At 57.0% G+C, this 21,629-nt stretch carries 23 protein-coding genes; 7 read left to right on the top strand and 16 right to left on the bottom strand.

Annotation, left to right across the window (positions count from 1 at the left end; translation table 11 throughout):
* Window positions 1-78: 78 nt before the first annotated feature.
* Complete coding sequence (locus tag ACRZ9U_RS10890) at window positions 79-1,272, bottom strand: alpha-D-ribose 1-methylphosphonate 5-triphosphate diphosphatase (protein ID WP_480706272.1); 1,194 nt, start codon at window positions 1,270-1,272, stop codon at window positions 79-81.
* Here ACRZ9U_RS10890 and ACRZ9U_RS10885 point away from each other — a divergent pair.
* A complete protein-coding gene (locus tag ACRZ9U_RS10885) occupies window positions 1,271-1,942 on the top strand; it encodes a DUF1045 domain-containing protein (protein WP_170407679.1) in 672 nt (223 codons plus the stop codon). The genes ACRZ9U_RS10890 and ACRZ9U_RS10885 overlap by 2 nt on opposite strands.
* On the opposite strand, the gene phnN is transcribed toward ACRZ9U_RS10885, so the two are convergent.
* Genes phnN through phnG form a run of 7 tightly spaced genes read right to left on the bottom strand, consistent with a single transcriptional unit; the run spans window position 1,918 to window position 6,874 of the window.
* Window positions 1,918-2,469 (bottom strand): phosphonate metabolism protein/1,5-bisphosphokinase (PRPP-forming) PhnN, encoded by a 552-nt coding sequence (gene phnN, locus ACRZ9U_RS10880; RefSeq protein WP_170407677.1) that lies wholly within the window; start codon window positions 2,467-2,469, stop codon window positions 1,918-1,920. The two genes, ACRZ9U_RS10885 and phnN, sit on opposite strands and share 25 nt — an antisense overlap.
* On the bottom strand, window positions 2,466-3,149 hold the full coding sequence (gene phnL / locus ACRZ9U_RS10875; RefSeq protein ID WP_170407674.1) for a phosphonate C-P lyase system protein PhnL: 684 nt from the start codon (window positions 3,147-3,149) through the stop codon (window positions 2,466-2,468). Before phnL ends, phnN begins: the two co-directional genes overlap by 4 nt.
* Before the next feature lie 3 nt (window positions 3,150-3,152).
* Entirely contained in the window at window positions 3,153-3,923 is a 771-nt protein-coding gene (phnK, locus tag ACRZ9U_RS10870; protein ID WP_170407671.1) for a phosphonate C-P lyase system protein PhnK, read from the bottom strand.
* The gene (locus ACRZ9U_RS10865; RefSeq protein WP_170407670.1) at window positions 3,920-4,771 is read right to left on the bottom strand and encodes an alpha-D-ribose 1-methylphosphonate 5-phosphate C-P-lyase PhnJ; all 852 of its coding nucleotides are present in this window, start codon (window positions 4,769-4,771) and stop codon (window positions 3,920-3,922) included. Before ACRZ9U_RS10865 ends, phnK begins: the two co-directional genes overlap by 4 nt.
* Window positions 4,768-5,856, bottom strand: coding sequence for a carbon-phosphorus lyase complex subunit PhnI (locus ACRZ9U_RS10860; RefSeq protein ID WP_170407667.1), 1,089 nt, complete (start codon window positions 5,854-5,856; stop codon window positions 4,768-4,770). Before ACRZ9U_RS10860 ends, ACRZ9U_RS10865 begins: the two co-directional genes overlap by 4 nt.
* The gene (gene phnH, locus ACRZ9U_RS10855; RefSeq protein ID WP_170407664.1) at window positions 5,856-6,419 is read right to left on the bottom strand and encodes a phosphonate C-P lyase system protein PhnH; all 564 of its coding nucleotides are present in this window, start codon (window positions 6,417-6,419) and stop codon (window positions 5,856-5,858) included. The genes ACRZ9U_RS10860 and phnH overlap by 1 nt, the downstream gene beginning before the upstream one ends.
* Window positions 6,419-6,874, bottom strand: coding sequence for a phosphonate C-P lyase system protein PhnG (gene phnG, locus ACRZ9U_RS10850; protein ID WP_170394307.1), 456 nt, complete (start codon window positions 6,872-6,874; stop codon window positions 6,419-6,421). The genes phnH and phnG overlap by 1 nt, the downstream gene beginning before the upstream one ends.
* An 81-nt stretch (window positions 6,875-6,955) precedes the next feature.
* Between phnG and phnF the strand changes: the two genes are divergently transcribed.
* On the top strand, window positions 6,956-7,675 hold the full coding sequence (gene phnF / locus ACRZ9U_RS10845) for a phosphonate metabolism transcriptional regulator PhnF (RefSeq protein WP_170407661.1): 720 nt from the start codon (window positions 6,956-6,958) through the stop codon (window positions 7,673-7,675).
* On the opposite strand, the gene ACRZ9U_RS10840 is transcribed toward phnF, so the two are convergent.
* The 5 genes from ACRZ9U_RS10840 to phnC all read right to left on the bottom strand — a co-directional run bounded on the left by ACRZ9U_RS10840 (window position 7,672) and on the right by phnC (window position 12,336).
* Entirely contained in the window at window positions 7,672-8,289 is a 618-nt protein-coding gene (locus tag ACRZ9U_RS10840; RefSeq protein WP_170407658.1) for a DapH/DapD/GlmU-related protein, read from the bottom strand. The genes phnF and ACRZ9U_RS10840 overlap by 4 nt on opposite strands.
* Window positions 8,289-9,614, bottom strand: a complete 1,326-nt coding sequence (gene phnE, locus ACRZ9U_RS10835) for a phosphonate ABC transporter, permease protein PhnE (protein ID WP_170407654.1) — start codon at window positions 9,612-9,614, stop codon at window positions 8,289-8,291. Before phnE (ACRZ9U_RS10835) ends, ACRZ9U_RS10840 begins: the two co-directional genes overlap by 1 nt.
* Window positions 9,611-10,486, bottom strand: coding sequence for a phosphonate ABC transporter, permease protein PhnE (gene phnE, locus ACRZ9U_RS10830; protein ID WP_170407651.1), 876 nt, complete (start codon window positions 10,484-10,486; stop codon window positions 9,611-9,613). Before phnE (ACRZ9U_RS10830) ends, phnE (ACRZ9U_RS10835) begins: the two co-directional genes overlap by 4 nt.
* Before the next feature lie 65 nt (window positions 10,487-10,551).
* Window positions 10,552-11,463, bottom strand: a complete 912-nt coding sequence (gene phnD, locus ACRZ9U_RS10825; protein WP_170407648.1) for a phosphonate ABC transporter substrate-binding protein — start codon at window positions 11,461-11,463, stop codon at window positions 10,552-10,554.
* Window positions 11,464-11,520: 57 nt separating this feature from the next.
* Window positions 11,521-12,336 carry a phosphonate ABC transporter ATP-binding protein gene (gene phnC, locus ACRZ9U_RS10820; RefSeq protein WP_170407645.1) on the bottom strand — a complete coding sequence of 272 codons (816 nt, stop codon included), beginning with the start codon at window positions 12,334-12,336 and terminating at the stop codon, window positions 11,521-11,523.
* Between the two features lie 218 nt (window positions 12,337-12,554).
* Between phnC and ACRZ9U_RS10815 the strand changes: the two genes are divergently transcribed.
* Entirely contained in the window at window positions 12,555-12,848 is a 294-nt protein-coding gene (locus tag ACRZ9U_RS10815) for a hypothetical protein (protein ID WP_170407642.1), read from the top strand.
* A gap of 86 nt (window positions 12,849-12,934) precedes the next feature.
* Here ACRZ9U_RS10815 and ACRZ9U_RS10810 read toward each other — a convergent pair whose 3' ends face one another.
* Window positions 12,935-13,321: a carboxymuconolactone decarboxylase family protein gene (locus ACRZ9U_RS10810; RefSeq protein WP_480436495.1), complete on the bottom strand. Its 387-nt coding sequence runs from the start codon at window positions 13,319-13,321 to the stop codon at window positions 12,935-12,937.
* Between the two features lie 198 nt (window positions 13,322-13,519).
* On the bottom strand, window positions 13,520-14,611 hold the full coding sequence (locus ACRZ9U_RS10805; RefSeq protein ID WP_170394282.1) for an aromatic ring-hydroxylating oxygenase subunit alpha: 1,092 nt from the start codon (window positions 14,609-14,611) through the stop codon (window positions 13,520-13,522).
* Between the two features lie 214 nt (window positions 14,612-14,825).
* Here ACRZ9U_RS10805 and ACRZ9U_RS10800 point away from each other — a divergent pair, with 214 nt between their 5' ends.
* The 4 genes from ACRZ9U_RS10800 to ACRZ9U_RS10785 are packed head-to-tail and all read left to right on the top strand — an operon-like array spanning window position 14,826 to window position 20,971.
* Window positions 14,826-17,300 (top strand): FAD-dependent oxidoreductase, encoded by a 2,475-nt coding sequence (locus ACRZ9U_RS10800; RefSeq protein ID WP_480901806.1) that lies wholly within the window; start codon window positions 14,826-14,828, stop codon window positions 17,298-17,300.
* 47 nt (window positions 17,301-17,347) lie between these two features.
* A complete protein-coding gene (locus tag ACRZ9U_RS10795) occupies window positions 17,348-18,463 on the top strand; it encodes a mandelate racemase/muconate lactonizing enzyme family protein (protein ID WP_170407635.1) in 1,116 nt (371 codons plus the stop codon).
* Between the two features lie 13 nt (window positions 18,464-18,476).
* Window positions 18,477-19,580 carry a mandelate racemase/muconate lactonizing enzyme family protein gene (locus ACRZ9U_RS10790; protein ID WP_170407633.1) on the top strand — a complete coding sequence of 368 codons (1,104 nt, stop codon included), beginning with the start codon at window positions 18,477-18,479 and terminating at the stop codon, window positions 19,578-19,580.
* Between the two features lie 29 nt (window positions 19,581-19,609).
* Window positions 19,610-20,971, top strand: coding sequence for an aminotransferase class III-fold pyridoxal phosphate-dependent enzyme (locus ACRZ9U_RS10785; protein WP_480901802.1), 1,362 nt, complete (start codon window positions 19,610-19,612; stop codon window positions 20,969-20,971).
* A 173-nt stretch (window positions 20,972-21,144) separates the two neighbouring features.
* Here ACRZ9U_RS10785 and ACRZ9U_RS10780 read toward each other — a convergent pair whose 3' ends face one another.
* Window positions 21,145-21,624 carry an invasion associated locus B family protein gene (locus ACRZ9U_RS10780; RefSeq protein ID WP_170407630.1) on the bottom strand — a complete coding sequence of 160 codons (480 nt, stop codon included), beginning with the start codon at window positions 21,622-21,624 and terminating at the stop codon, window positions 21,145-21,147.
* Window positions 21,625-21,629 lie beyond the last annotated feature (5 nt).

Here is a 21,629-nt window from a genome sequence, read left to right as displayed (position 1 = left end):
GGATCCCATCTGGTAATCCGCGAGCTTTCGACCGCCAGCCATGTTCTGTTTGGCAAGTGCGATTCAACCAATCACAACTCATCCAACCTTGTTGCCCTGGCTCCAGACACCGCGCAAAACTGGTGTTTGACCCATGCGACGCACACGCAGTACATCACCACGCAGGCCAACATTCAGGATGCCACGGTCATCAAGACCGACAGCCATTGCAGGATTACGTGTAACCGTGGCCACAGCACGAGGCAGGTCGTCCCAAACACTGGCAAGGTGAAAAGCCGACAGCAGTAGCGCAGAGGGCACATAGTCGGAAGACACAATTTCCAGAAGATCGGCCTTTGCAAGATCTTCAGCCGCGACATTGCCGGAATGCGAGCCGCCACGGATCAGATTCGGGGCACCCATCATGACGGCGATGTTGCGGGTACGGCAGGCCTCGGCCGCCTCGAACGTGGTTGGGAACTCGGCGAAAGCCACACCATTTTCGGACGATTTTTCGACATGCTGCGCCGTGGTATCGTCATGGCTGGCAAGCGCGGCGCCAAGACGGGCGGCCTCGATCACTGCACCGGCTTCGTGCTTTTCTCCGAAACGCTGCTGCAGACCACGCAGGTTCTCGACATGTGCAACGAAATCGGCGTCGGTCATACCGCGCTTTTTGGCGACATAGGTCTTCAATGCACTCAGATCGCTGAATTGGCGTTGACCCGGCGTGTGGTCCATCAGACTGACAATGCCAACCCTGTCTTCCGGCCCGAAGGTCGCCAATTCCTCAAGCAGTGTCTCCGAGCAGATCTCGGCCCGCAGGTGAAGGAAATGGCTGATCTTGAAATAGCCTGCGGCGCGCGCCGACAACAGTTCGTCCGCCAGTTTGCGGGCATAATCGATGTAACGGCCCTTGCCGCTGTGAATGGAACCTACTCGCATGGCGTCGAACACGGTTGTGATTCCGGTCGAGGCCAGCTCGCTATCATGCGCGATCAGGGCCGGAAGATGAGGCCAGTCCACTTCCGGGCGAGGCTCGATATGACGTTCGATATTGTCGGTGTGCAGCTCGACCAGTCCCGGAAGGATGTAATCACCTGCACAATCGACTGCGCCGGTCGGAACATGATCCCCTTCGGTGATCTCGGAAATGACGCCCTGTTCGATTGTCACCGAACCGGTTACTACCCGATCGGGCATAACAAGCTGGGCATTCGCAAGGCACAGATTATCTGACATATCGCTGTCACAAGCCTTTGCCAAAGAGGGCGCGGGAAAAGGGGAATTCATGTCATACTCTCGATTTGCAATCTACTACGTGCCGCCCGAAGGACCATTGGAACAGTTCGGCGCGCGCTGGCTGGGATGGGATGTCGTGCAGGGCTGCGAGGTGCCTCAGCCCGATCTGCCCGATTTGCATGACGTTACGATGACACCGCGCAAATACGGCTTTCACGGAACGCTGAAACCACCCTTTCAACTGGCCGGAGGTTATTCGCTTGAAGCCCTGAAAGCGGCGGCGTCTGAGATGGCCGCTGGCCTGGCGCCTTCGAGCTGTGAAGGGCTGAATCTGACGAGGCTGGGCCGGTTTCTCGCCTTGACCCCACAGGGCGATGTTAGCGGCTTGCAAAGAATTGCTGCGGCCTGTGTACGTGAGCTTGACCCGTTTCGCGCCCCAACCAACGAGGCTGAACTTGAGCGGCGGCGCGGTGCAAGGCTGAGCCAACGTCAGGACGCACTGTTGATCGAGTGGGGTTATCCCTATGTGATGGACGAGTTTCGGTTTCACATGACGCTGACAGGTCGGCTGCCGAATGGTGATATTCCTGTATGGACCGAGGCGCTGCGCCGCCATTTGCCAGCCTTGCCCGAGCCCTTCGTCATCGACCAAATTGCCTTGTGCGGCGAGCGCATTGATGGGCGTTTCGAGCTTATTCATCGGTACGCGCTCGCTGGTTGAAGGACCCCTGCGGCGCGCGCAACCGTCTCGGTCAGTGGGCCATCGTTGGAAATGGTGATAACGTCCAACCCATCGGGCAAGGGTTTTTCTGCCTGAGCAAGCCGATTTGCAATCTCGCTATCGCTTTCTCGGCCGCGAGTCGCCAAACGCCGTGCAAGAGTTTCCGGCTTCGCCGTGATATTCAGGACAATGAAGCGCGGGAAATTTTCTGCGGCCTCGAGCAGAGCTTTGCGCGAGAAATTTGCCAGACAGTCTGCGCCATCACTCAGCCGATCTTTGACGGCAACCGGTATCCCGTAGCAAAGCCCATGAGCAACCCAATGCACCGCAAAGGCACCATTCGCTGCCATTTCTTCAAATTCGGCGATTTCGACGGCGTCATAGTCTTCCCCGCCCAACTCTGGTGCCCGGGTGATGACGCGGCGCACCAAATGCAAATCGGGCAACAAGTCACAAAGCCCTAGCATCACACTGTCTTTGCCAGCCCCCGACGGGCCAACCACAGCGATGAGGCGACCCCGGGTCATGCCGCGACCTCGGGTGAAAACTGACTGGCGTCGATTTCGCGATCACAAACGCGCGCCCTAGCCGCTTCGTCATGGAAAATGCCGATGATTGCAGTACCACGCGCCTTTGCCTCTTCGATGAGCCTTAGAACAACCTCGCGATTGGCCGCATCCAGACTGGCAGTCGGCTCATCCAACAGCATCGCGGGATAGGTATGGGCGAACCCGCGTGCGATGTTGACACGCTGCTGTTCACCACCCGAGAAGGTAGTCGGTGAAAGGGTCCAGAGCCGCTCGGGAATGTTCAGTTGCCGCAACAAAGCTTCAGCCCGCGCCTTCGCGTCAGCAGCGGAAATGCCCACAGCCCGCAAGGGCTCGGCCACGACATCGACGGTGGGCACGCGCGGAACCACGCGGAGAAACTGGCTGACATAACCCAGAACCTCGCGGCGCAGGGCGATAACTGTCCGAGGCTCTGCCTGCACGATATCCACATCACCGATGCGAATTTCTCCGCTTCGGGCCAGATAGTTGCCATAGATCATACGCATGAGGGTGGACTTGCCCGCTCCAGACGCGCCCGTCAGCGCTACGCATTCGCCCGGAGAGACCGAGAAGGATACATCGCTCAGCACCTCGATCACGGCCGCACCTTGATTATGGAGAGTGAAAGTCTTTGAGACGTTGTTAAGCTCAATCATTGCTCACACCTGCAAAACGGAACTGACAAGAAGTTGGCTATAAGCGTGTTGCGGGTCATCCAGCACTTGATCGGTCAGGCCTGCCTCGACCACGCCGCCCGATTTCATCACCATCAACCGATCTGCCAGCAGGCGCACCACGGCCAGATCATGCGTGACGATGATCGCCGACAAGCCCATGTCGCGAACTAACCCACGCAACAAGTCAAGCAACCGCGCCTGAACGGACACGTCCAGACCGCCCGTTGGCTCATCCATGAACACCAGCCGAGGACCGGTCACGAGGTTTCGTGCAATCTGCAGGCGCTGCTGCATCCCACCCGAAAAGGTCGTCGGGCGATCATCCACACGGGAGGCATCGATCTCCACTCGTTGCAGCCAATCCGTGGCCTTGTCACGTATGTCGCCATAGTGACGCTCTCCAACGGCCATCAGCCGTTCACCTACATTCCCACCGGCACTGACGCCCATGCGCAACCCGTCGCGTGCATGTTGGTGGACAAAGGCCCAATCGGTGCGGCTCAGCATCCGGCGCTCGGGCTCGGACATCGTTACCGTGTCCTGCGGACCTTTTGCGCGGGTGTCGAACACAACCTCTCCGGCATCCGGGGTCAGATGCCCGGCCATGCAATTCAGCAGTGTCGACTTACCTGACCCGCTTTCGCCAACGATCCCCATGACCTCACCAGGATAGAGGTCGAATGACACATCGGCACAGCCAATATTTGGGCCATAGCGCTTTGTGATGTCCCGAACAGACAGCAAAGGTGTCATGCGGCGTCCTTTCCTTTGTGACCCGCCGCCTGGCGCGCCTCGCAATAATCGGTATCCGAGCAAACGAACATCCGCCCACCCGCGTCATCGATGATTACCTCGTCCAGATAGCTGTCCTCGGCACCGCACAAGCCGCAGGCTTGTTCGGCCTTGGACGCCTCAAACGGATGATCCTCAAAATCCAGTGAGACAACCTGCGTGTAGGGTGGCAGCGCGTAGATCCGTTGTTCACGCCCAGCTCCGAACAGCTGGATCGCAGCCATATCACCAAGCTTTGGGTTATCGAATTTCGGGATTGGCGACGGGTCCATCACATAGCGGCCTTCGACCTTCACCGGGTAAGCATACGACGTCGCGATATGCCCGTGACGACTGATATCTTCGTACAGCTTCACATGCATCAGCCCGTATTCCTCAAGGCTGTGCATCTTGCGGGTTTCGCTCTCTCGTGGTTCGAGAAAGCGCAACGGCTCGGGGATAGGCACCTGATAGACAAGGATCTGACCTTCTTGCAGCGGCTCCTCGGGAATCCGGTGGCGAGTCTGAATCACGGAGGCGTCGCTTGTCGTTGTGGTTGTTTCAACCCCCGCAGTGCGCTCAAAGAAGGTGCGGATCGAGACCGCGTTTGTGGTATCGTCCGAGCCCTGATCGATCACCTTGAACGTGTCATCCGGGGTCAACACAGCGGCCGAGACCTGCACACCGCCCGTACCCCAGCCATACGGCATGGGCATTTCGCGCGAGGCAAACGGCACCTGATAGCCCGGGATCGCCAGGCCTTTCAGGATTGCACGGCGAATCATACGCTTGGTCTGCTCGTCCAGATAAGCAAAGTTATAGGCGTTCATTCCGCAGCCTCCTGCGCTTGATCAGCACCTGCTTCGCGGCGTAGTTTGCGCACCAGTTCCAGTTCAGACTGGAAATCGACGTAATGCGGCAGCTTGATATGCTCTAGAAACCCCGTCGCCTGTATGTTGTCCGCGTGATAGAGGACAAACTCGGCATCCTGAGCAGGTGCGCCGACATTGTCCTCACCCAGTTCCTCCCACCGAAGTGCGCGGTCGACCAGAGCCATCGAGATCGCTTTGCGCTCAGTCTGACCAAACACAAGCCCATAACCTCGGGTGAATTGCGGCGGCTCGGTTTTGGAGCCCTTGAACTGGTTAACCGTTTCACATTCGGTCAGAACGACTTCACCGATTTCGATGGCAAAGCCGAGCTCAGGGATCTCCATTTCCACCGGAACGGACCCGATCCGAAGCTCTCCAACAAAGGCGTGATTGCGCGCGTATCCGCGCTGTGTGGAATACGCCAGACCGAGGGTGAAACCTTCATCCGCGCGGGTCAGCGCCTGAAGGCGCAGGGCGCGATCGGCGGGCATTTCAAGCGGCTCGCGGGTCAGATCAGGTGGCGGCGTATCGTCATGCGGCGCTTCCTCGATCAGGCCTTCGCGATTGAGGAAGTCCGTGACATGCGGCACATCACCCAGTTCAGCTTCGCGCGCTGGGGCTTTGGGCACCTCACCATCAGCGGCCAGTTTGAAATCCAGTAAGCGATGAGTATAGTCGAAGGTCGGCCCAAGCACCTGCCCGCCCGGCAAGTCCTTGAAGGTTGCCGAAATGCGCCGGTCACAAGCCATTGCCCCGGTATCAACAGGCTCGGATGCGCCAAAGCGTGGCAACGTGGTTCGATAGGCGCGGATTAAGAAGATGGCCTCGATCAGATCGCCGCGCGCCTGCTTGATCGCAAGCGCGGCCAGATCAGGATCGAACAACGAGCCTTCGGCCATAACCCGATTGACCGCCAGGCTAAGCTGTTCGCGGATTTGCGCGATGCTCAGTTCCGCCACATCGGTATCACCGCGGCGTTCTTCGGCAAGCCAAGCGTGGGCGTTCTCAATCGCGCGCTCACCGCCTTTTACTGCGACATACATCAGGACACCTCGGTCGTTCTTGGCAAAGCCGCTAGGCGGCTGCTATTCGTGAAGATGAAGTCGAGCCCCAGTGGATATAGCGTCTGATTATGCTGAAACGCCTCAAGCTCGGGCAATGAAAGCGCGGCTTTATCCTTGATTCCCGGACCTGTCAGCGTCGCCCCTGAAGCGATGAGTTCGGGGCATTCCACGATCAACGTGGCAGAACGATCCGGATATTCAGACGTCCCGATCGGGTATGCGTTCAATGGTTCCAGATCCAACCACGCACCAATGGCAAACATACAATGCGACGGGCCGGTCAGCGGTGCGCCGGTGTGGAATGCAAGCCAGCTGCGTACGGCGTCGCAATCTAGCGCACCTGCCAGATAAACGGGCGTCTCAGTGTCGCAAAGCGTCAACAACACCGCACCTGCTGCTGGTGACATTGGGGCCGGAGGAACTGCGCCAGAAATCTCTTGCACGGTACCGGGACGCGCCATTGCTTCCATCACGCTGCGAAAGGCGTGGGCAGATTGGATCGCGGGATTCTTGAAACCGCCGATCAGGGCTTCTGACTGCATCAATCCTCTCCTCGTACCATGGTGAAGAAATCAACCTTAGTGGCTGCGGCTTTGGCGGCACGCGCGGCCTTTGCATTGGTCAGCTCATCTCGCAAAGGGGTCAGCACTTTTGTGCGCAACAGATCAGACACATCTGTCTGCATCAGTGCATCAACCAGCGCGGCGACTTCGGCATCTTCTTTCCGACGGCCTTGTATATAGGCATGTCCGACTTCGCCCGCCCCCAGAGTCAGCGCACAGCGTGTTACCGTCATTTCGCCCAGATTGAACGGCGCACCAGTCCCACCTGCGCGAGCCCGAACCATGGTGCTGCCAATCTCAGGAGCACGCAGCCATGTGAAGCCGGGGCGAGGCATCGCTGCATCCAACAGTGCGGCCACGCGCCCCTCCGGCGCTTTGGCCAGCAGGCTCATCCAAGCCTTCCGGTCCGCGTTTTCATCAAAAGTGTCTTTCATCTCGACAACTTTTCCATATACTATACAACTATACACATCTTATCATATTTGCCGCCGTCAGACAGAGGAATTTTGTGAAACTTGCGTGACACTCCCACCAAAACCCCGATCTGGAAGGCCATTGCCGACGCACTTCGCAGCGATATGGCCGAAGGGCGCTATGGCCCGGGTGATAAGCTGCCAACCGAAGCGGCACTGGCAGAGCGGTTCGGTGTGAACCGCCATACGGTGCGTCACGGCATCTCGGCCCTTGTGGATGAGGGCCTAATCCGAACGCGCCGGGGCGCGGGCGCTTTTGTGGCAGCCACGCCCACCGATTACCCCATCGGCTCGCGGGTGCGGTTCCATGAAAACCTCATCGCTGCTGGTCGCAGACCAGAAAAGAGGGTGCTTCATGTTGAAGAACGGGCAGCGACCGAGGGCGAGGCCACCGCACTGACCGTTTCACCCGGTGATCAGATCTGTGCGTATCACGGCCTCTCATTGGCGGACGGGCACCCGATTGCCGTGTTTGAAAGCATGTTTCCCCTTGAGCGCCTGCCTGGCATCACTGCTGCGCTGCAAGAGACCAGCAGCGTTACCGAGGCATTAAACAGGTCGGGCGTCACTGACTATACTCGGGCCTCAACCCGTCTGAGGGCCACGCGCGCAACGGCCACCCAAGCGCTACATCTGCAGGTTTCAGAAGGTGATCCGCTGCTTAGATCATCCGGGGTGAATGTGGACGAAAAGGGACAACCGGTTGAATTTGGCCGAACCTGGTTTGTTGGAGATCGGGTGACACTGACCCTTGAGAGTTAAGGCTCGTATTTCTCCAGAAACGCATCAGCCGTCAGAGCACGGAAATCGTCGAGCGCCAACCGCAACTTGTCATGAGACCAATTCCACCAGGCCAATGCGATCAACCGATCGGCGATGTGTCGTGGCTGACGCAGTCGCAAGGGTCTTGCAGGTGTACCGGCAACAATTGTGTAGGGGTCTACATCCTTCGTCACCAAGGCACCCGCAGCCACAACAGCCCCGTCACCCAGTGTGACCTCGGGCTTTATCATCGCGCCTGCGCCAATCCATGTATCGTTCCCGATATGGACAATTCGGGATTTGCGGTGACTGAAAAACACCTCGTCCCGATCCGCATCGTCCCAATAATCGTTCGAGCGATACAGGAAATGGTGACAGGACGCCGTGTGCAGCGGGTGATCAGTCGCGCCGATCCGCGAAAACGCGGCGATGTTGGCGAACTTACCGACCTTCGCGTTGGCGATGTCGGCATAACGATCGCAATAGCTGTAGTCGCCCATTTTTGTATGTACGACGCGACTGCCCTTGCCGATTTCAACATAGGCCCCGAACGTGCTTTCGGTAATCTCACATTCGGGGTGAATGCAGGGCTGTTCCGCTGAAAGCCGCGCCATCAGTCTTTCCGCCCGATCAGCTTGCCGCGCAACCAGCCCGAGGCCCAATCCATGAACATCACCATGATGATGATCAGGACAATGTAATAGGCGACCTCTTCCCAATCTTTCTGCGTCTGGATGGCTTGCGTCAGCATCAGTCCGATGCCGCCACCGGTGATCGCACCGATGATCGTTGCCGAACGTGTATTGGACTCGAGGAAATATAGAATCTGGGCCAGCAGCACGGGAACAACCTGCGGGATCACCCCGAACCGGTATCGCTGTAGCGGTTTAGCCCCGGTCGAGGACACCCCCTCGATCTGTTTCTGATCAACGTTTTCCAACGCCTCCGAGAAGATTTTGCCAAACGTGCCCGTGTCGGTAATCAGAATCGCCAACGCGCCGGTCAATGGTCCGGGGCCAAAGGCCCGAGCCAGAACCACAGTCCAGATCAATGCGTCCACACCGCGCACAAAGTCGAAAAGACGGCGCGTTGCGGCGCGAAGCAACATGATCGGCGAAAACCGTTTGGCGGCGAGAAAGGCCAATGGCAGCGCGATCATCGCGGCACCCATCGTACCCAGAAATGCCATCAGGATCGTTTCTCCGATGGCCCAGGCCACATCCTTATGCCGCCACATCGCGTTGTTCCACCAGTCAGAGATTGCGCCTGCGATATTCGAACGGCTTGGATCGATCTGCGCGCCAAACAGGATCTCTCCAATCCCATGGCCGTGGTAGGGACTGTCAAGCGTGAACCAGAACAGCTCCCAACCCGGGAAATAGTTGAACACTTCAGTCCGAGCGCCCGTCATGGTGATCCGGCCCTCAGGCGTTGTGACGCCAACACGCCGTTCAGATGCGGAAATCCAGTCGGGCAGTTCAGAGGGCAGATTTGTCGTCAGGCGGCGTCCCTTGGCCTGCACTTCGATCAGCTGGAAGTCGGGTATTTCAATCTCGGTCCGGTTGTCAGACAGGAACCGCACGATATGATTGCGGCCCAGATCGATCGTCGTCACCTCTTCACCCGATACCCAGTCGGGACGTTTACCCTCGGGATAAGTGCCCTTACGCTCGCCCTCAACAGCATAGGTCACTTCACCGCTCTGATTATTGCGTGTGACATGCACTTTGTGTGACCAGCTATCTGAAGCCAGTGTAACGGCGTTGTCCAGATTGGCACGTTGCGCAAGGCCCGGCAGGTCGAAGGCAAAGAAGATGTAGGTGAGATAAACGAGGATCACGACAGGGATGCTAAAACCGATCAATCGTTTACGCTGAAATAGCTTTTCGGCGTCAAGCTTGGCCCCGTCCAGCCCGAAGTTCCAATCAATTGTGGTCATTGGCCCTGCCCTTCGGTCAGACGGTTGCGGTAGCGGCTGGACACCTGATCGAAGAATACGATGGTGCTGAATAGCAGGATGAAAATCGCGCCGGCCTCGTCAAAACGACCCGGACCCCAAGCCATGGCATTGCGCAGTTCGTAACCCAACCCTCCCGCGCCGACGAAGCCCAGGATGGCAGAAGCGCGAATATTGATCTCAAATCGCAGCAACGTGTAGCTGATATAGTTTGGCGCGACCTGTGGCAGGATACCCAGCATCATCTGTTTCGACCAAGTCGCCCCGGTCGAAGCCAACCCCTCAACCGGTTTCAGATCCGCGTTTTCGGACACTTCCGAGAACATTTTGCCAAGCGCCCCAGCGGTGTGGATTGAGATGGCGATCATCGCCGGCACCGGCCCGCCGCCAAGGACAAAGATCAGCACAAGCGCGATAACGATTTCCGGCACTGCGCGCATAACATCCGAGATACGCCGGAAGACCGGGATTAGACCCGGCCATTTCGCCAGCCCGCGTGTGCCAAGAAGCGACAGGATCAGACCACCGATGGCCCCGATCAACGTGGAAACTGCGGCAATGTTCACCGTCTCAACCAGTGCAGGGATGTACTTCACGATCAGGCCAGGCAGATCGGCCCGCTTTTCCCAAGCTTCAGACAGCACATCCGCCGGGTAATCACCGATCTGATGCAATCCGTCCCAGAACCCACCCGCGTTTCGGGAATCCGCAATGTTGAAACCTGATACCATCAGGACCACAAAGATCAGCAGCGTCAGCCCGCCATAAAGCCTGCGCTTGTGAACTTGTGCCATATAGCTGGATTGAATGGTCTCAACGCCGCCTGGCGCCGCACCGATTGATAAATCTGCCATCCCGAGCCCCGAATGAATAAAGACCGGCAACCCCAATGGGTTGCCGGAAACGTCATGTGCGCGCGTTAGCCACCGATTTTGGCTTTGCGGGCCTCAACAATCGAGATGTAGGTGTCATGCGATACCGGCTGGAAACCCAGCGTCTCGCCTGCCGCCACACCATAAGCGCAATCGGGGTCACGCTCGTGCAGGCCATCGACAAGATCTGTCATGGTCGCACGGACATCGGCAGGCAACGCCTTGCGCAGAACCACAGGGCCTTCGGGGATAACGTTCGATTTCCAGATCTGGACCATGTCGTTCATGTCGACAAGACCTGCGTCAACCGCTTTGCGCAGGGCACCAGAATTGTATCCATCTTCCCAGTTGCCCTGACCATCGGCCCAGGTCACACCACCATCAATGTCGCCATTATTCACAGCGACGATCGTCTGCTCGTGGCCACCAGTGAATTTGACCTCACCGAAATACTCACCCGACTCCATGGTGATACCTTCTTTGTATTGCGGGATTTCGATCGACGGGATCAGATAACCTGAGGTCGAGTTCGGATCACCAAACCCAAACACTTTGCCTTTCATGTCGTCCAGTGAGGTGACGCCACTATCCTTACGGGCGAACCCGATCGAGTGATACCCGATTGAACCATCCACATTGACCTTGATCAGAACGGGCTCAACTGCTTCGGGGTCTTGCAGATAGGTGGCCGCGTAAGAAGAGGCACCCAGCCATGCCATGTCGAGTGTACCGCCCAACAGGCCCTGTATCACACCGTTGTAGTCCGCCGGGGCGAATAGCTTGGTCTCAACGCCTAACGCCTCAGAGGTATAGTCTGCAAGACACTGGTACGAGTTCATGCGGTCCTGGGCATTTTCACCACCGAGGATGCCAATGCGAAACTCGGTGATTTCTTCGGCAAGAGCAGCAGTGCTCAAAACGGTCGTGGCGGCAAACGCCAGTGCGAGGGTCTTTTTCATCATTTTCTCCGTTCGGTTAGATGAAGGTGGCCCGCGACGGACGCGGGGGAAACTGGCTCAGACGTAGGCTTCCGCTTCGCGGACCTCTGGCCTGTCCAGTGTTTCGATCTCGGTCGAGGTTGCGGCCTCGGAAAAGTCTGCACCTGCACCGTAGATGTCGCGCGCTACGCCCGTGGTCAGCTGCGCAGGGGTGCCGTCGAACACAATCCGACCATCACGCATTCCGATGACCCGGTCGCAGTAGCGACGTGCGGTATCCAATGTGTGCAGATTAGCAATGACCATACGGCCGTCTTCTTCGTGAATGGCCCGCAGCGACTGCATCACAACCTGTGCATTCATTGGGTCCAGCGAGGCGATCGGCTCATCCGCCAGAATGATCTTCGGGTCCTGCATCAATGCGCGGGCGATGGCGACGCGTTGCTGCTGGCCGCCTGATAAGGCTTCGGCTCGCTTGGGTGCTTGCTCGGCAATGCCTAGCCGATCCAGAATTTCAATCGCCTTATGAATATCCGACCGCGGGTACAGGTTGAACATCGTCGAAAAGGTCGATTGCCTGTTCAGCGTGCCATGCAAAACGTTCGAGACGACATCCATGCGCGGTACAAGATTGAACTGCTGAAAGATCATCGCACAGCGCGATTGCCATTCGCGTTTGGCAGCACCGTGAAGCGCAGAAATCTCTTCGCCTTCAAAAGTAATTGTGCCGGTCGTTGCATCGCTCAGACGGTTGACCATGCGCAAAAGCGTGGATTTTCCAGCCCCGGAGCTGCCTATAATCCCGATCATGGTTGGCTTGTTGACGACGATATTCGCCGAATCCACGGCCCGTTTGTCACCAAACTTTTTGGTCAGCTTTTCAATTCTCAGCATATCGCCCCCATCGTTGCGAGGCGGATAGAACGTCAAAACAAAAGCTTCGTGACGCTTTTGAATCGTTTCGTTTACATCTACGCGAAAGATTTGTGACAGGCGCGATGATTGCCTGGTTCTGCAGTGTGTGGCGTTTCTCGCAGGACTCTGCGCGAGTTTTATCTACAGGGCGTCATAAAACTGTTACGCTTGAGCGCAGAAAGAACTAACCTTCACCTATGACCCGTCTTCATGCCAGCCTTCTTCTTCTATGCCTTGCGGTGCCTTCTACTGCGCAGTCTAAAATGGCGGATGTCAGCTGTGATGACAGCGCACGGATGGCACAGACACTGAAACAGGTTCTGGGAGCCGAACGTCAGGGCATGGGTTTGCGCGATCCCGAAACAATGCTGGAGGTTTGGGTCAAACGCACAAGCGGAGACTGGATGATCGTTCAGAACTACGCCAACGGTACTTCATGCATCGTCGCGATGGGGGACCATTGGCAAGGTGAGGTGCCAGACCCGGCTTAGGCAGGTGTCAGCAGACCGCGCGAACTGCAGACGCGCAATCTCGCTGATTGTGTCGTTCCTTCTGAAGATCTCGCGAAGGGATCAGGTCAGTCCAGCAGCCCACGTTCGGTCAGGACTTTGCGCGCGACACGGAAGCATTCAAGAGATTGCGGGACGCCACAATAAATGCCAATCACATGAATGATTGATCGGATTTCCTCTTTGGTGACACCATTGTTCAATGCGCCGTTACAGTGGATTTCCCATTCATGCATCTTGCCGAGTGCCCCAATCATAGCGAGGTTCATCATCGAACGGGTCTTGTGATCGATCGTGTCATCCCCCCAGCCGAAGCCCCAGCACCAAGCAGTCATGTTCTCTTGGAATGAGCGGGTAAAATCATCCGCCGCTGCCAGGTTCTTCTCAACATACTCGGCGCCCAGCGTCGACTTGCGCTGCTTCAGGCCATGTTCAAACAGGTTATCGTCCATCATTCTCTCCTCAGGTGAAACTACCGATCTGCAACTTAGTCGGTCCTGGCTCGATATACCGCTAAAGCCGCCGCCCCTGTCTTACAACCAGCCCCACCACCGAAGGCAAGGGGCTCGATCGCGTCGTTCTGGTCGGGTGTGCCCTTTGGCACAGCGTTGGCTTCGGTGATGTCTTATCTGGCCCGTCCACAGCACGTAACGTTATTCAATCGCCTCGCGCATCCATTGTTGAAGCTTCGCAACGGAATGCTCGCTCATGACGCCACAGGCCGGATCAAGCACCAGCGGTCCCGGTTTGTACCCTTTGGATTTCAGGCCGCGGTGAACGGATTCCACTAACCGAATATCCTCGGCCACAGTTGTTTCGCGATCCTGAGTGGCAAGGCCACGGATCACGTCGCTTTCATGACCGCCTTCTGTGTACCACCCGCGCCAGACGGTACAGCTGTCCACTGTATTTGCCCGCCAATGATAGGTGTTCAGAACATTTCCCGGATAGCATTGGAACGAGAACATCGGCCACAGGAACCAGCTTTGATAGTCGCCCGCGTGCTTGTTGCTTTCCAGATCAATCGGATAGGTCATCTTTTCGAGGCTTTGGCACTCGGTCGTGTGACGCAGCACGTAACCTCCCGACACATCGGGCTGAATGTCATAGGTTTCCGGTTTGATCACGCCTTCGGCAAAGGTCGGGTGATTAGTTGGGCAGTGATAGCATTCCGAGTAATTCTCGATCGAAACCTTCCAATTGCAGTTTTCGGGAATTTCCACCCACTCTAAGGGGGCCAGAGCGTTAGTGTTCGGCACGAACTCAGACAACTCGTCCCGGACACCGGGATACCATTCGTCCATCGTTGCCGCGTTATCGTCCAAATTGACAAAGATGAACCCAAGGAAGTCTTCGGTCCGTACTTCGGTCAGACAGATTTTCGCGCGATCAAAACCGGGAACTTTCTTGATGTTCGGCCCAGACCGCAGGCCGCCGGTAAGCTCATAGGTCCACTGATGATAGGGACAAACCACTACACGGGTATTCCCAGTTCCGGTCACCATTTCATGCGCACGATGCTGGCACACGTTGTAGAAAGTCCTGACAAGATTGTCGCGTCCGCGAATGGCAAAAAGGTTCTGACCAGCGATTTCGAACGCAAAGTAATCGCCTACATTTGGGATATCTGCCGCATGACCAGCGTATTGCCAAGTTCTGCACAACAGGCCGTTCATCTCTTTGTCGAATATGTCAGGATCCGTATAGTACCGGGCCTCGAGCGAGTGGGTTGGCAGGACAGTCATATTTTTTCTCCTGATACAAGCCGAGCTGGTGTTTCAGTCAAAAAGATCGCGTCAGGATTCGTAACATCCGTACGCGTCAGAATACCACTTGAAACATCTGTACCGCACATTGCTTACCTCGGTATGTACATTTGTGCCATTTTTAATTGACAGTGGTACATATGTAGCAATAGGAAGTCCACAGAATTCCATGTCTCGGAAACAGGAAGTTGCGATGTCTAAAAAGGAACTGCCTGCACGCGCAAAGGTCGTCATTGTCGGCGGTGGCGTCATGGGTTGCGGACTGGCGTATCACCTGGGCCATGAAGGTTGGGGCGAAGACACGGTGCTGTTGGAAAAGGCCGAGTTAACTTCGGGCTCCACCTGGCATGCCGCTGGTCAGATTACTCACTCCACCAGTTCCTACGGGCTGGGCAAATTGGTCGACTATAACATTGGCCTTTATTCCAAGACACTTGAGGAAGAAACCGGTCAGGCGGTTACATGGCATGGCTGCGGTTCATTCCGTCTGGCCTATACCGAGGATGAGATGGACTGGCTGCGCCACACATTATCAGTTGGCCGAGCGCTGGGATTCAACATCGAGTTGGTAGGGCCTGATTTTATAGCTGAAAAGCACCCCTACTATAACCTCGACGGTGTCATTGGCGCGCTTTACACGCCAGATGACGGTCACGTTGATCCTTCCAACGTGACTATGGCGATGGCAGCTGGGGCCCGTCAGAAAGGTGTGAAGATTTTCCGCCACTGTCGCGCGACCAACATCACCCAGAACGATGCAGGTGAATGGGTGGTGGAAACCGAACAAGGCACCATCACCTGCGAACACGTCGTTAATGCAGGCGGCACCTATGCCCGTCAGATGGGCGAATGGTCGAACCTGCAATTACCCATGACCTCGATGACCCATCATTATTTTGTCACTGAAGATGTGCCTGAATTCAAAGACCTGAAGACCGAGCTGCCGGTGATCCGCGATGACAAGATGGTCTCGGGCTATATCCGCATGGAACAGAAGAAGGGCCTGATCGGGATCTACGAAAAAGAGAACGCAAACTCTGTCTGGCACGATGAATGCCCTTGGGAATACGAAAACTGGCTGTTCGAGGCGGATTATGACCGTGTCATGCCATGGCTGGAAAACTCATTAGAACGGATGCCGATCTTTTCTGAACTGGGCATCACCCGCGAAGTCCATGGTGCAATCAGCCACCCGCCAGATGGCAACCCGATGGTCGGCCCCGCGCCGGGCGTCAAGAATTACTGGTGTTCCTGTGGCACGCAGATCGGCATCGGTTGGGGGCCTGGTCTGACCCGTGAACTAGCAAAATGGATGGTACACGGTGCTGCCGATATCAACATGCGTGACTATGATCCGCGCCGCTTTGGCAGCTATGCCAAGAAAGACTGGCAGGTCATCAAGGCGCATGAGGATTACAAGTTACGGCACGAGATCCCCTTTCCGCATTTCAATCGTCTTGAAGGGCGTCCGATCAAACCCTCGCCGCTTTTTGAAATCCTCAAGGAAAAGGGCGCGGTCTATGAAGAGGTTTTCGGCCACGAACGCCCGCGATGGTTCGCGCGCAATGGTGTTGAACAGCGTGACCACTATTCGTTCCGCCGCAACGAGGTATTCGACATGGTGGCGCTGGAATGCCAGGCCGTGCGCGAGCGGGTCGGCATCATGGACGTGACCGCATTCACCAAGGTCGAGGTCTCAGGCCCGGATGCCTACGCCTATCTTGACCGCCTGACTGCCAACAGGATGCCGCAGAAAGACGGCTCGATCACGCTGACCCATTTTCTGAACCGTCGGGGCCGGATTGAGCTTGAGACGACTATCGTTCGCATGGTCGAAGATCGCTTTTACCTTGTATGTGCCGCCTTCTTTGAACAACGCCTTGTCGATCACTTGAACCAGAACCTCACGGGAGAGACAGTCTTTGTCAAAACGCTCTCCGAAGATTGGTCGGCTTTGTCCCTGAACGGGCCAAATTCCCGCGAGGTGCTGGCCAGATGCACCGACGCGGACCTGTCCAACGCCGGGTTCCGCTGGCTGTCGGCTCAGGAAATCACCATCGCGGGGCACAAGGTCTGGGCCTTTCGCATGTCCTATGCGGGCGAGTTGGGTTGGGAATTCCACATGCCGGATGAAGCCTGCGTTGACGTCTACAACGCACTGTGGGCTGCCGGCGAGGAATTTGGCATCGAAAACTACGGCTCGTTTGCGATGAACAGCCTGCGCATGGAAAAAGCATTCCCCGGTGCTGGAGAACTGACCAACGAGGTCACGCTGCCAGAGGCCAATGTCAGCCGGTTCTTCAAGCTGGACAAAGAGTATCTGGGTGTCGAAGCAACGCGCGCCAGCGCCGCTCAGTCTGAGGCGGGCGAGATGCCTTGGATTTGCGCCTATTTGGAGATCGAACCGGATGGGGTCGAAGATGGTCATGGGGGCGAGGCTATTCGGATCAACGGCGAGGTTGTCGGTGCAACAGCCTCGGTCGCCTATGGCCACAGCGTCGGCAAAATCCTCGCCTTTGCTTACGTCAAGCCACACGTGAATGTTCCGGGCACAGAGATCGAAGTAGTTATCGCTGGTGTACCCCGCAAAGGGCGTGTCCTCGGCGAAGCAGCCTATGATCCGAAATCCGAACGCCCACGCAAGGACGCAGTTCGTGAACTGGCGTGATCTGAAAACCAGAGCATCGGCCATCGCGGAAGCCCTATGGTGACGCCATGAAGATAACCCGTATCCGTGTGTTCAAAACTCCCCTGCCCTATGTCGGCGGATCATACGGCTGGGGCGCGGGCAACGCGATCACAACGTCGATGTCTTCGGTAGTGTTGATCGACACGGATGCGGGTCTACAGGGCTGCGGCGAGTTTGCCCCATGCGGCGAGAACTACATGATCGCCCATTCCGAAGGCGTCGAGGCCTTTGCCCGCCTCGTCGCCCCGCGCTTGCTGGGGGAAGATCCCCGCCAGCTGTCCAAGATCGAACGGTTGATGGATGGCACGGTCCAAGGTCACGGCTACGCCAAAGCGCCCTTTGATGCAGCGTGTTGGGATATTCTGGGACGGTCCACCGGACAACCTGTTTGGATGCTGATGGGCGGCAAACTCACCGATGGTGCGCCGATGTACCGGGTTGTGCCGCAAAGGCCTGTCTTGGAAGAAACCATCGCCGAGATGGAGCAGCACCGCGCAGCGGGATACCGGCAGTTCCAGATCAAGGTAGGTGGCGACTGGGTGACCGATATCGACCGTATCCGCGAAGGCGTGCCCCTGCTGAAACCCGGTGAAAAGGCGATGGCAGACGCCAATCAGGGTTGGCGCGTTGACAACGCCATCCGTGTGGCCCGGGCAACCCGAGATCTGGACTTTATCCTTGAACAACCCTGCCACAGCTATGACGAATGCCAGCAGGTGCGCCGCGTAGCCGAGCAACCGATGAAGCTGGATGAATGTGTGACCGGGATCGACATGGCCCGGCGTATTGTAAACGATCGGGGTGCCGAAATTTGCTGTCTGAAGATTTCAAACCTTGGTGGGCTGTCCAAAGCCCGCCGGGTGCGTGATTTCCTGATTGATCACGGTATTCCGGTTGTCTCCGAGGATACATGGGGCGGGCAGATCACCACCGCTGCGGTCGGCCATTTTGCGGCCTCAACACCCCAAGAGATGCTGATCAATTCAACCGATCTGATGAACTACAACACCCGTAACACCGGGATTGGCGGCCCCACAGTAAGGGACGGTAAACTCTATGCCACAGATACTCCGGGGCTTGGGGTGACGCCGGACTTTGACAGCCTTGGCCCACCTGTCGCAACCTACGAATCCTGCGCCTGATGGAAACCGCCTGATGAAGATAACCCGCATCACCGCCTGGGAAGTCCCGCTGACCTCGCATGACACCTATTACATGGCCGAGGGCAAGACCTGCGATACGACGGTTTCAGTGGTCGTCCGCCTGGATACCGGCACCGGCGCATCGGGCTGGGGAGAGGTTTGTCCGATCCCGCATTATTTACCCGCCTATGCCACGGGCGTGGTTCCAGCGCTTGAAGAGATGGCACCCGTTCTCATCGGCGCTAACCCGGTTGGTCCCGAAGCGCTGATGGAGCGCCTTAATAAGCATCTGATCGGGCATGGCTACGCCAAGTCAGCCATTGATACAGCGCTTTGGGATCTGACCGCACAGGCAGCGGGACTACCGCTATATGCTTTGCTCGGTGGGCGCGCCGTTGCCGATATGCCGCTGTATCATTCAATCACCTGTATCGCACCGGAAGAAATGGCGCGCATGGCGCGCAATGCCTTTGATCAGGGCATGCGACAGTTTCAGGTGAAGCTGGGTGCAGATAACAACTGGGAAGCCGACGTTGCTCGTTTGATTCAAGTGCGCGAGGCTGTTGGTGATGGCCCGTTGGTTTATGGAGACTGGAATTGCGGGTCAGATACGCTGACCGCCACACGAGTTGGCCGCGCTGTCTCGCATCTGGACATAATGCTGGAACAACCTTGCGCCACGATCGAGGAATGCGCCCATGTCCGCGCCGCGACTGGTCTGCCGATGAAGCTGGACGAAAGCGCCTGTGACATTCATTCGGTTCTGGCAGGACACCGCGCTGGCTGCATGGATGCTGCTGCGCTGAAACTGTCGAAGATGGGCGGCCTTTCGGCAATGCGCCAAATCCGCGATCTCTGCCTTTCACTAGGCACGCAGATGTGCATCGAGGATACTTGGGGCAGCGATGTTACGACGGCCGCCTCGCTGCATCTTGCGGCCTCAACCCCAGCGCACGGCATCATGAATACATGCGATCTGTCCCACTATGTCAAACCGCGTCTCGATCCGAATGCACCTAGCCGCCGGAACGGTCGCATCGCCCCACCCGAAGGCCCCGGCCTTGGCGTCACGCCTGATGCAGACGCTTTGGGCCAGCCAGTAACCATCATCGATTAATCCCAACCCCGCACGCCAAGAGGCCTGTCATGGAAGACTTCAGCAACGCCTACCCCTCACACGATCCCGAGTGGGTCAAAGACATGCATGCGGACCATTACCTGCAAAGCTGGTCAAAGCAGGGCAGCCGCCCGCGCGTCATAACAGGTGCTCAGGGCAGTTGGTTCTGGGACAGCGACGGCAAACGCTACCTCGATTTTCAAAGCCAGCTGGTGAACGCCAATATGGGTCATCAGCACCCCAAGATCGTACAAGCGATTAAGGATCAGGCGGACAAGCTTTGTTATATCGGCCCGGCCATGGGCTCGGATGTTCGATCAGAACTCGCGGCAATCATGACCGAGATCACACCTGCCAACATCTCATCAACCTTTTTTACAACAGGAGGGTCCGCCGCCAATGAAACCGCGATCCGTTTGGCGCGGCATTACACCGGTCGGACAAAGATCATAGCCCGCTACCGTTCCTACCACGGGGCAACCGGTGGCACGCTATCGCTGACCGGCGACCCGCGCCACCATCTGACCCGCGCCGATATGCCGGGCATCGTGCGGATGCTTGATCCTTACGTCTATCGGTTACCAACAGGCCACAAAGACCCGGCCCAGTGCCCGGTCGCCCAAGGCGGGCCGCATCTGGAAGAAATCCTGATGTATGAAAACCCCAACACCGTGGCCGCTGTCATTCTGGAACCTATTGTCGGCACAAACGGGATCATCGTGCCACCCGACGGATATCTGCAATCTATTAAGGCAACCTGCGAAAAATACGGCATCCTACTGATCGCGGATGAGGTCATGGCCGGGTTTGGCCGGACCGGAAAATGGTTCGCCGTCGATCACTGGGGTGTTCAGCCGGACATCATTTGTTCGGCCAAGGGCATCAACTCGGGTTACGTGCCGCTTGGCACCATGTCCGTCAGTACCGAGCTGCATGACTGGCTGCGCGATTACCCATTGCCCGGAGGCCTGACTTATGCCGGCCATCCGCTGGCATGCGCATCTGGCATTGCCGCGATCCGAGCCATGCAGGAAGAAGGCACGCTGGCCCACGCCACCGCGGTGGGGGAAAAGATGCGCGCAGAGCTGCACAAGCTGGCAAAGAAACACCCCTCGATCGGGGATATTCGCGGCAAGGGCATGTTCAACGGCATCGAACTGGTCAAGAACCGCGACACCCGCGAACCGCTGGTGCCATTTGCCGCCAAAGGCGAAGACGCCAGACCCATGAGCGAGATGATGAGCTTTGCGATGAACGAAGGCCTCTACCTGTCCTTCTTCTCGAACGTGATCCGCCTGACCCCACCGCTCAACATCAGTGAAGACGACCTGATGACAGGGCTGGCGATTCTGGACCGCACCCTCGACATCGCCGACCAGGAGTGTCTCTGAGAACTAGTCGGCGCGAACGCTCGCATCTCGGAAATCCAAAGCCATCACATAGCCCTACGCCGCAGCCTCCGCTCGTTGCGAGCGCAATCACAAAATGAACGCTATGGTCAGACCCATCTACGCGTTGCTAACCAAGAAGGCCTGCGCGGCCTACTGGAAGGAAGGCCAGGCAATCACGGCAGCATATCGGATATTCTGCTAAATCCCGCCAGATCGAAACCAAAGGAAATCGGATCGCCGACCCGGTTTACGCTTTCAATACTCAACAGATTGCCAGCGCGCATCTTTGACATCCAGTCCTGAGAAACAGGAGAACGGGCAAAACAACCCTGTGCTTCGCAGGTTAGAAAATCCAGCCGCGCGATCTCGGCATCATCCACTTTAGCAATCAGCCCTTCAGAGAACAGCAGGCCAAATGGCAGTGTCAGCACCGCTTCGATCTCGTCTCTGCCGGCAGGTTTGACGAACGCAATCGAGGCAAGCCTTTGATTGTTCTCGGTTAAGATAATGGTCTGGGTCATTTCACAAATCAATTCAGTTCCGTTGACCTGATTGCTGCAGTTGACCGACCACAATGGCGCTTCGTTTTCCTGTGCGCCAAGTTGAGTTGTCAAACCGAACGACGCCACCAAAGCGTAGATCCAAGTTTTCATACTGC

Source organism: Ruegeria sp. D7, assembly GCF_056534355.1.
The sequence above is the reverse complement of the archived record's forward strand: the minus strand, read 5'-3'. Positions and strand labels throughout refer to the sequence as shown.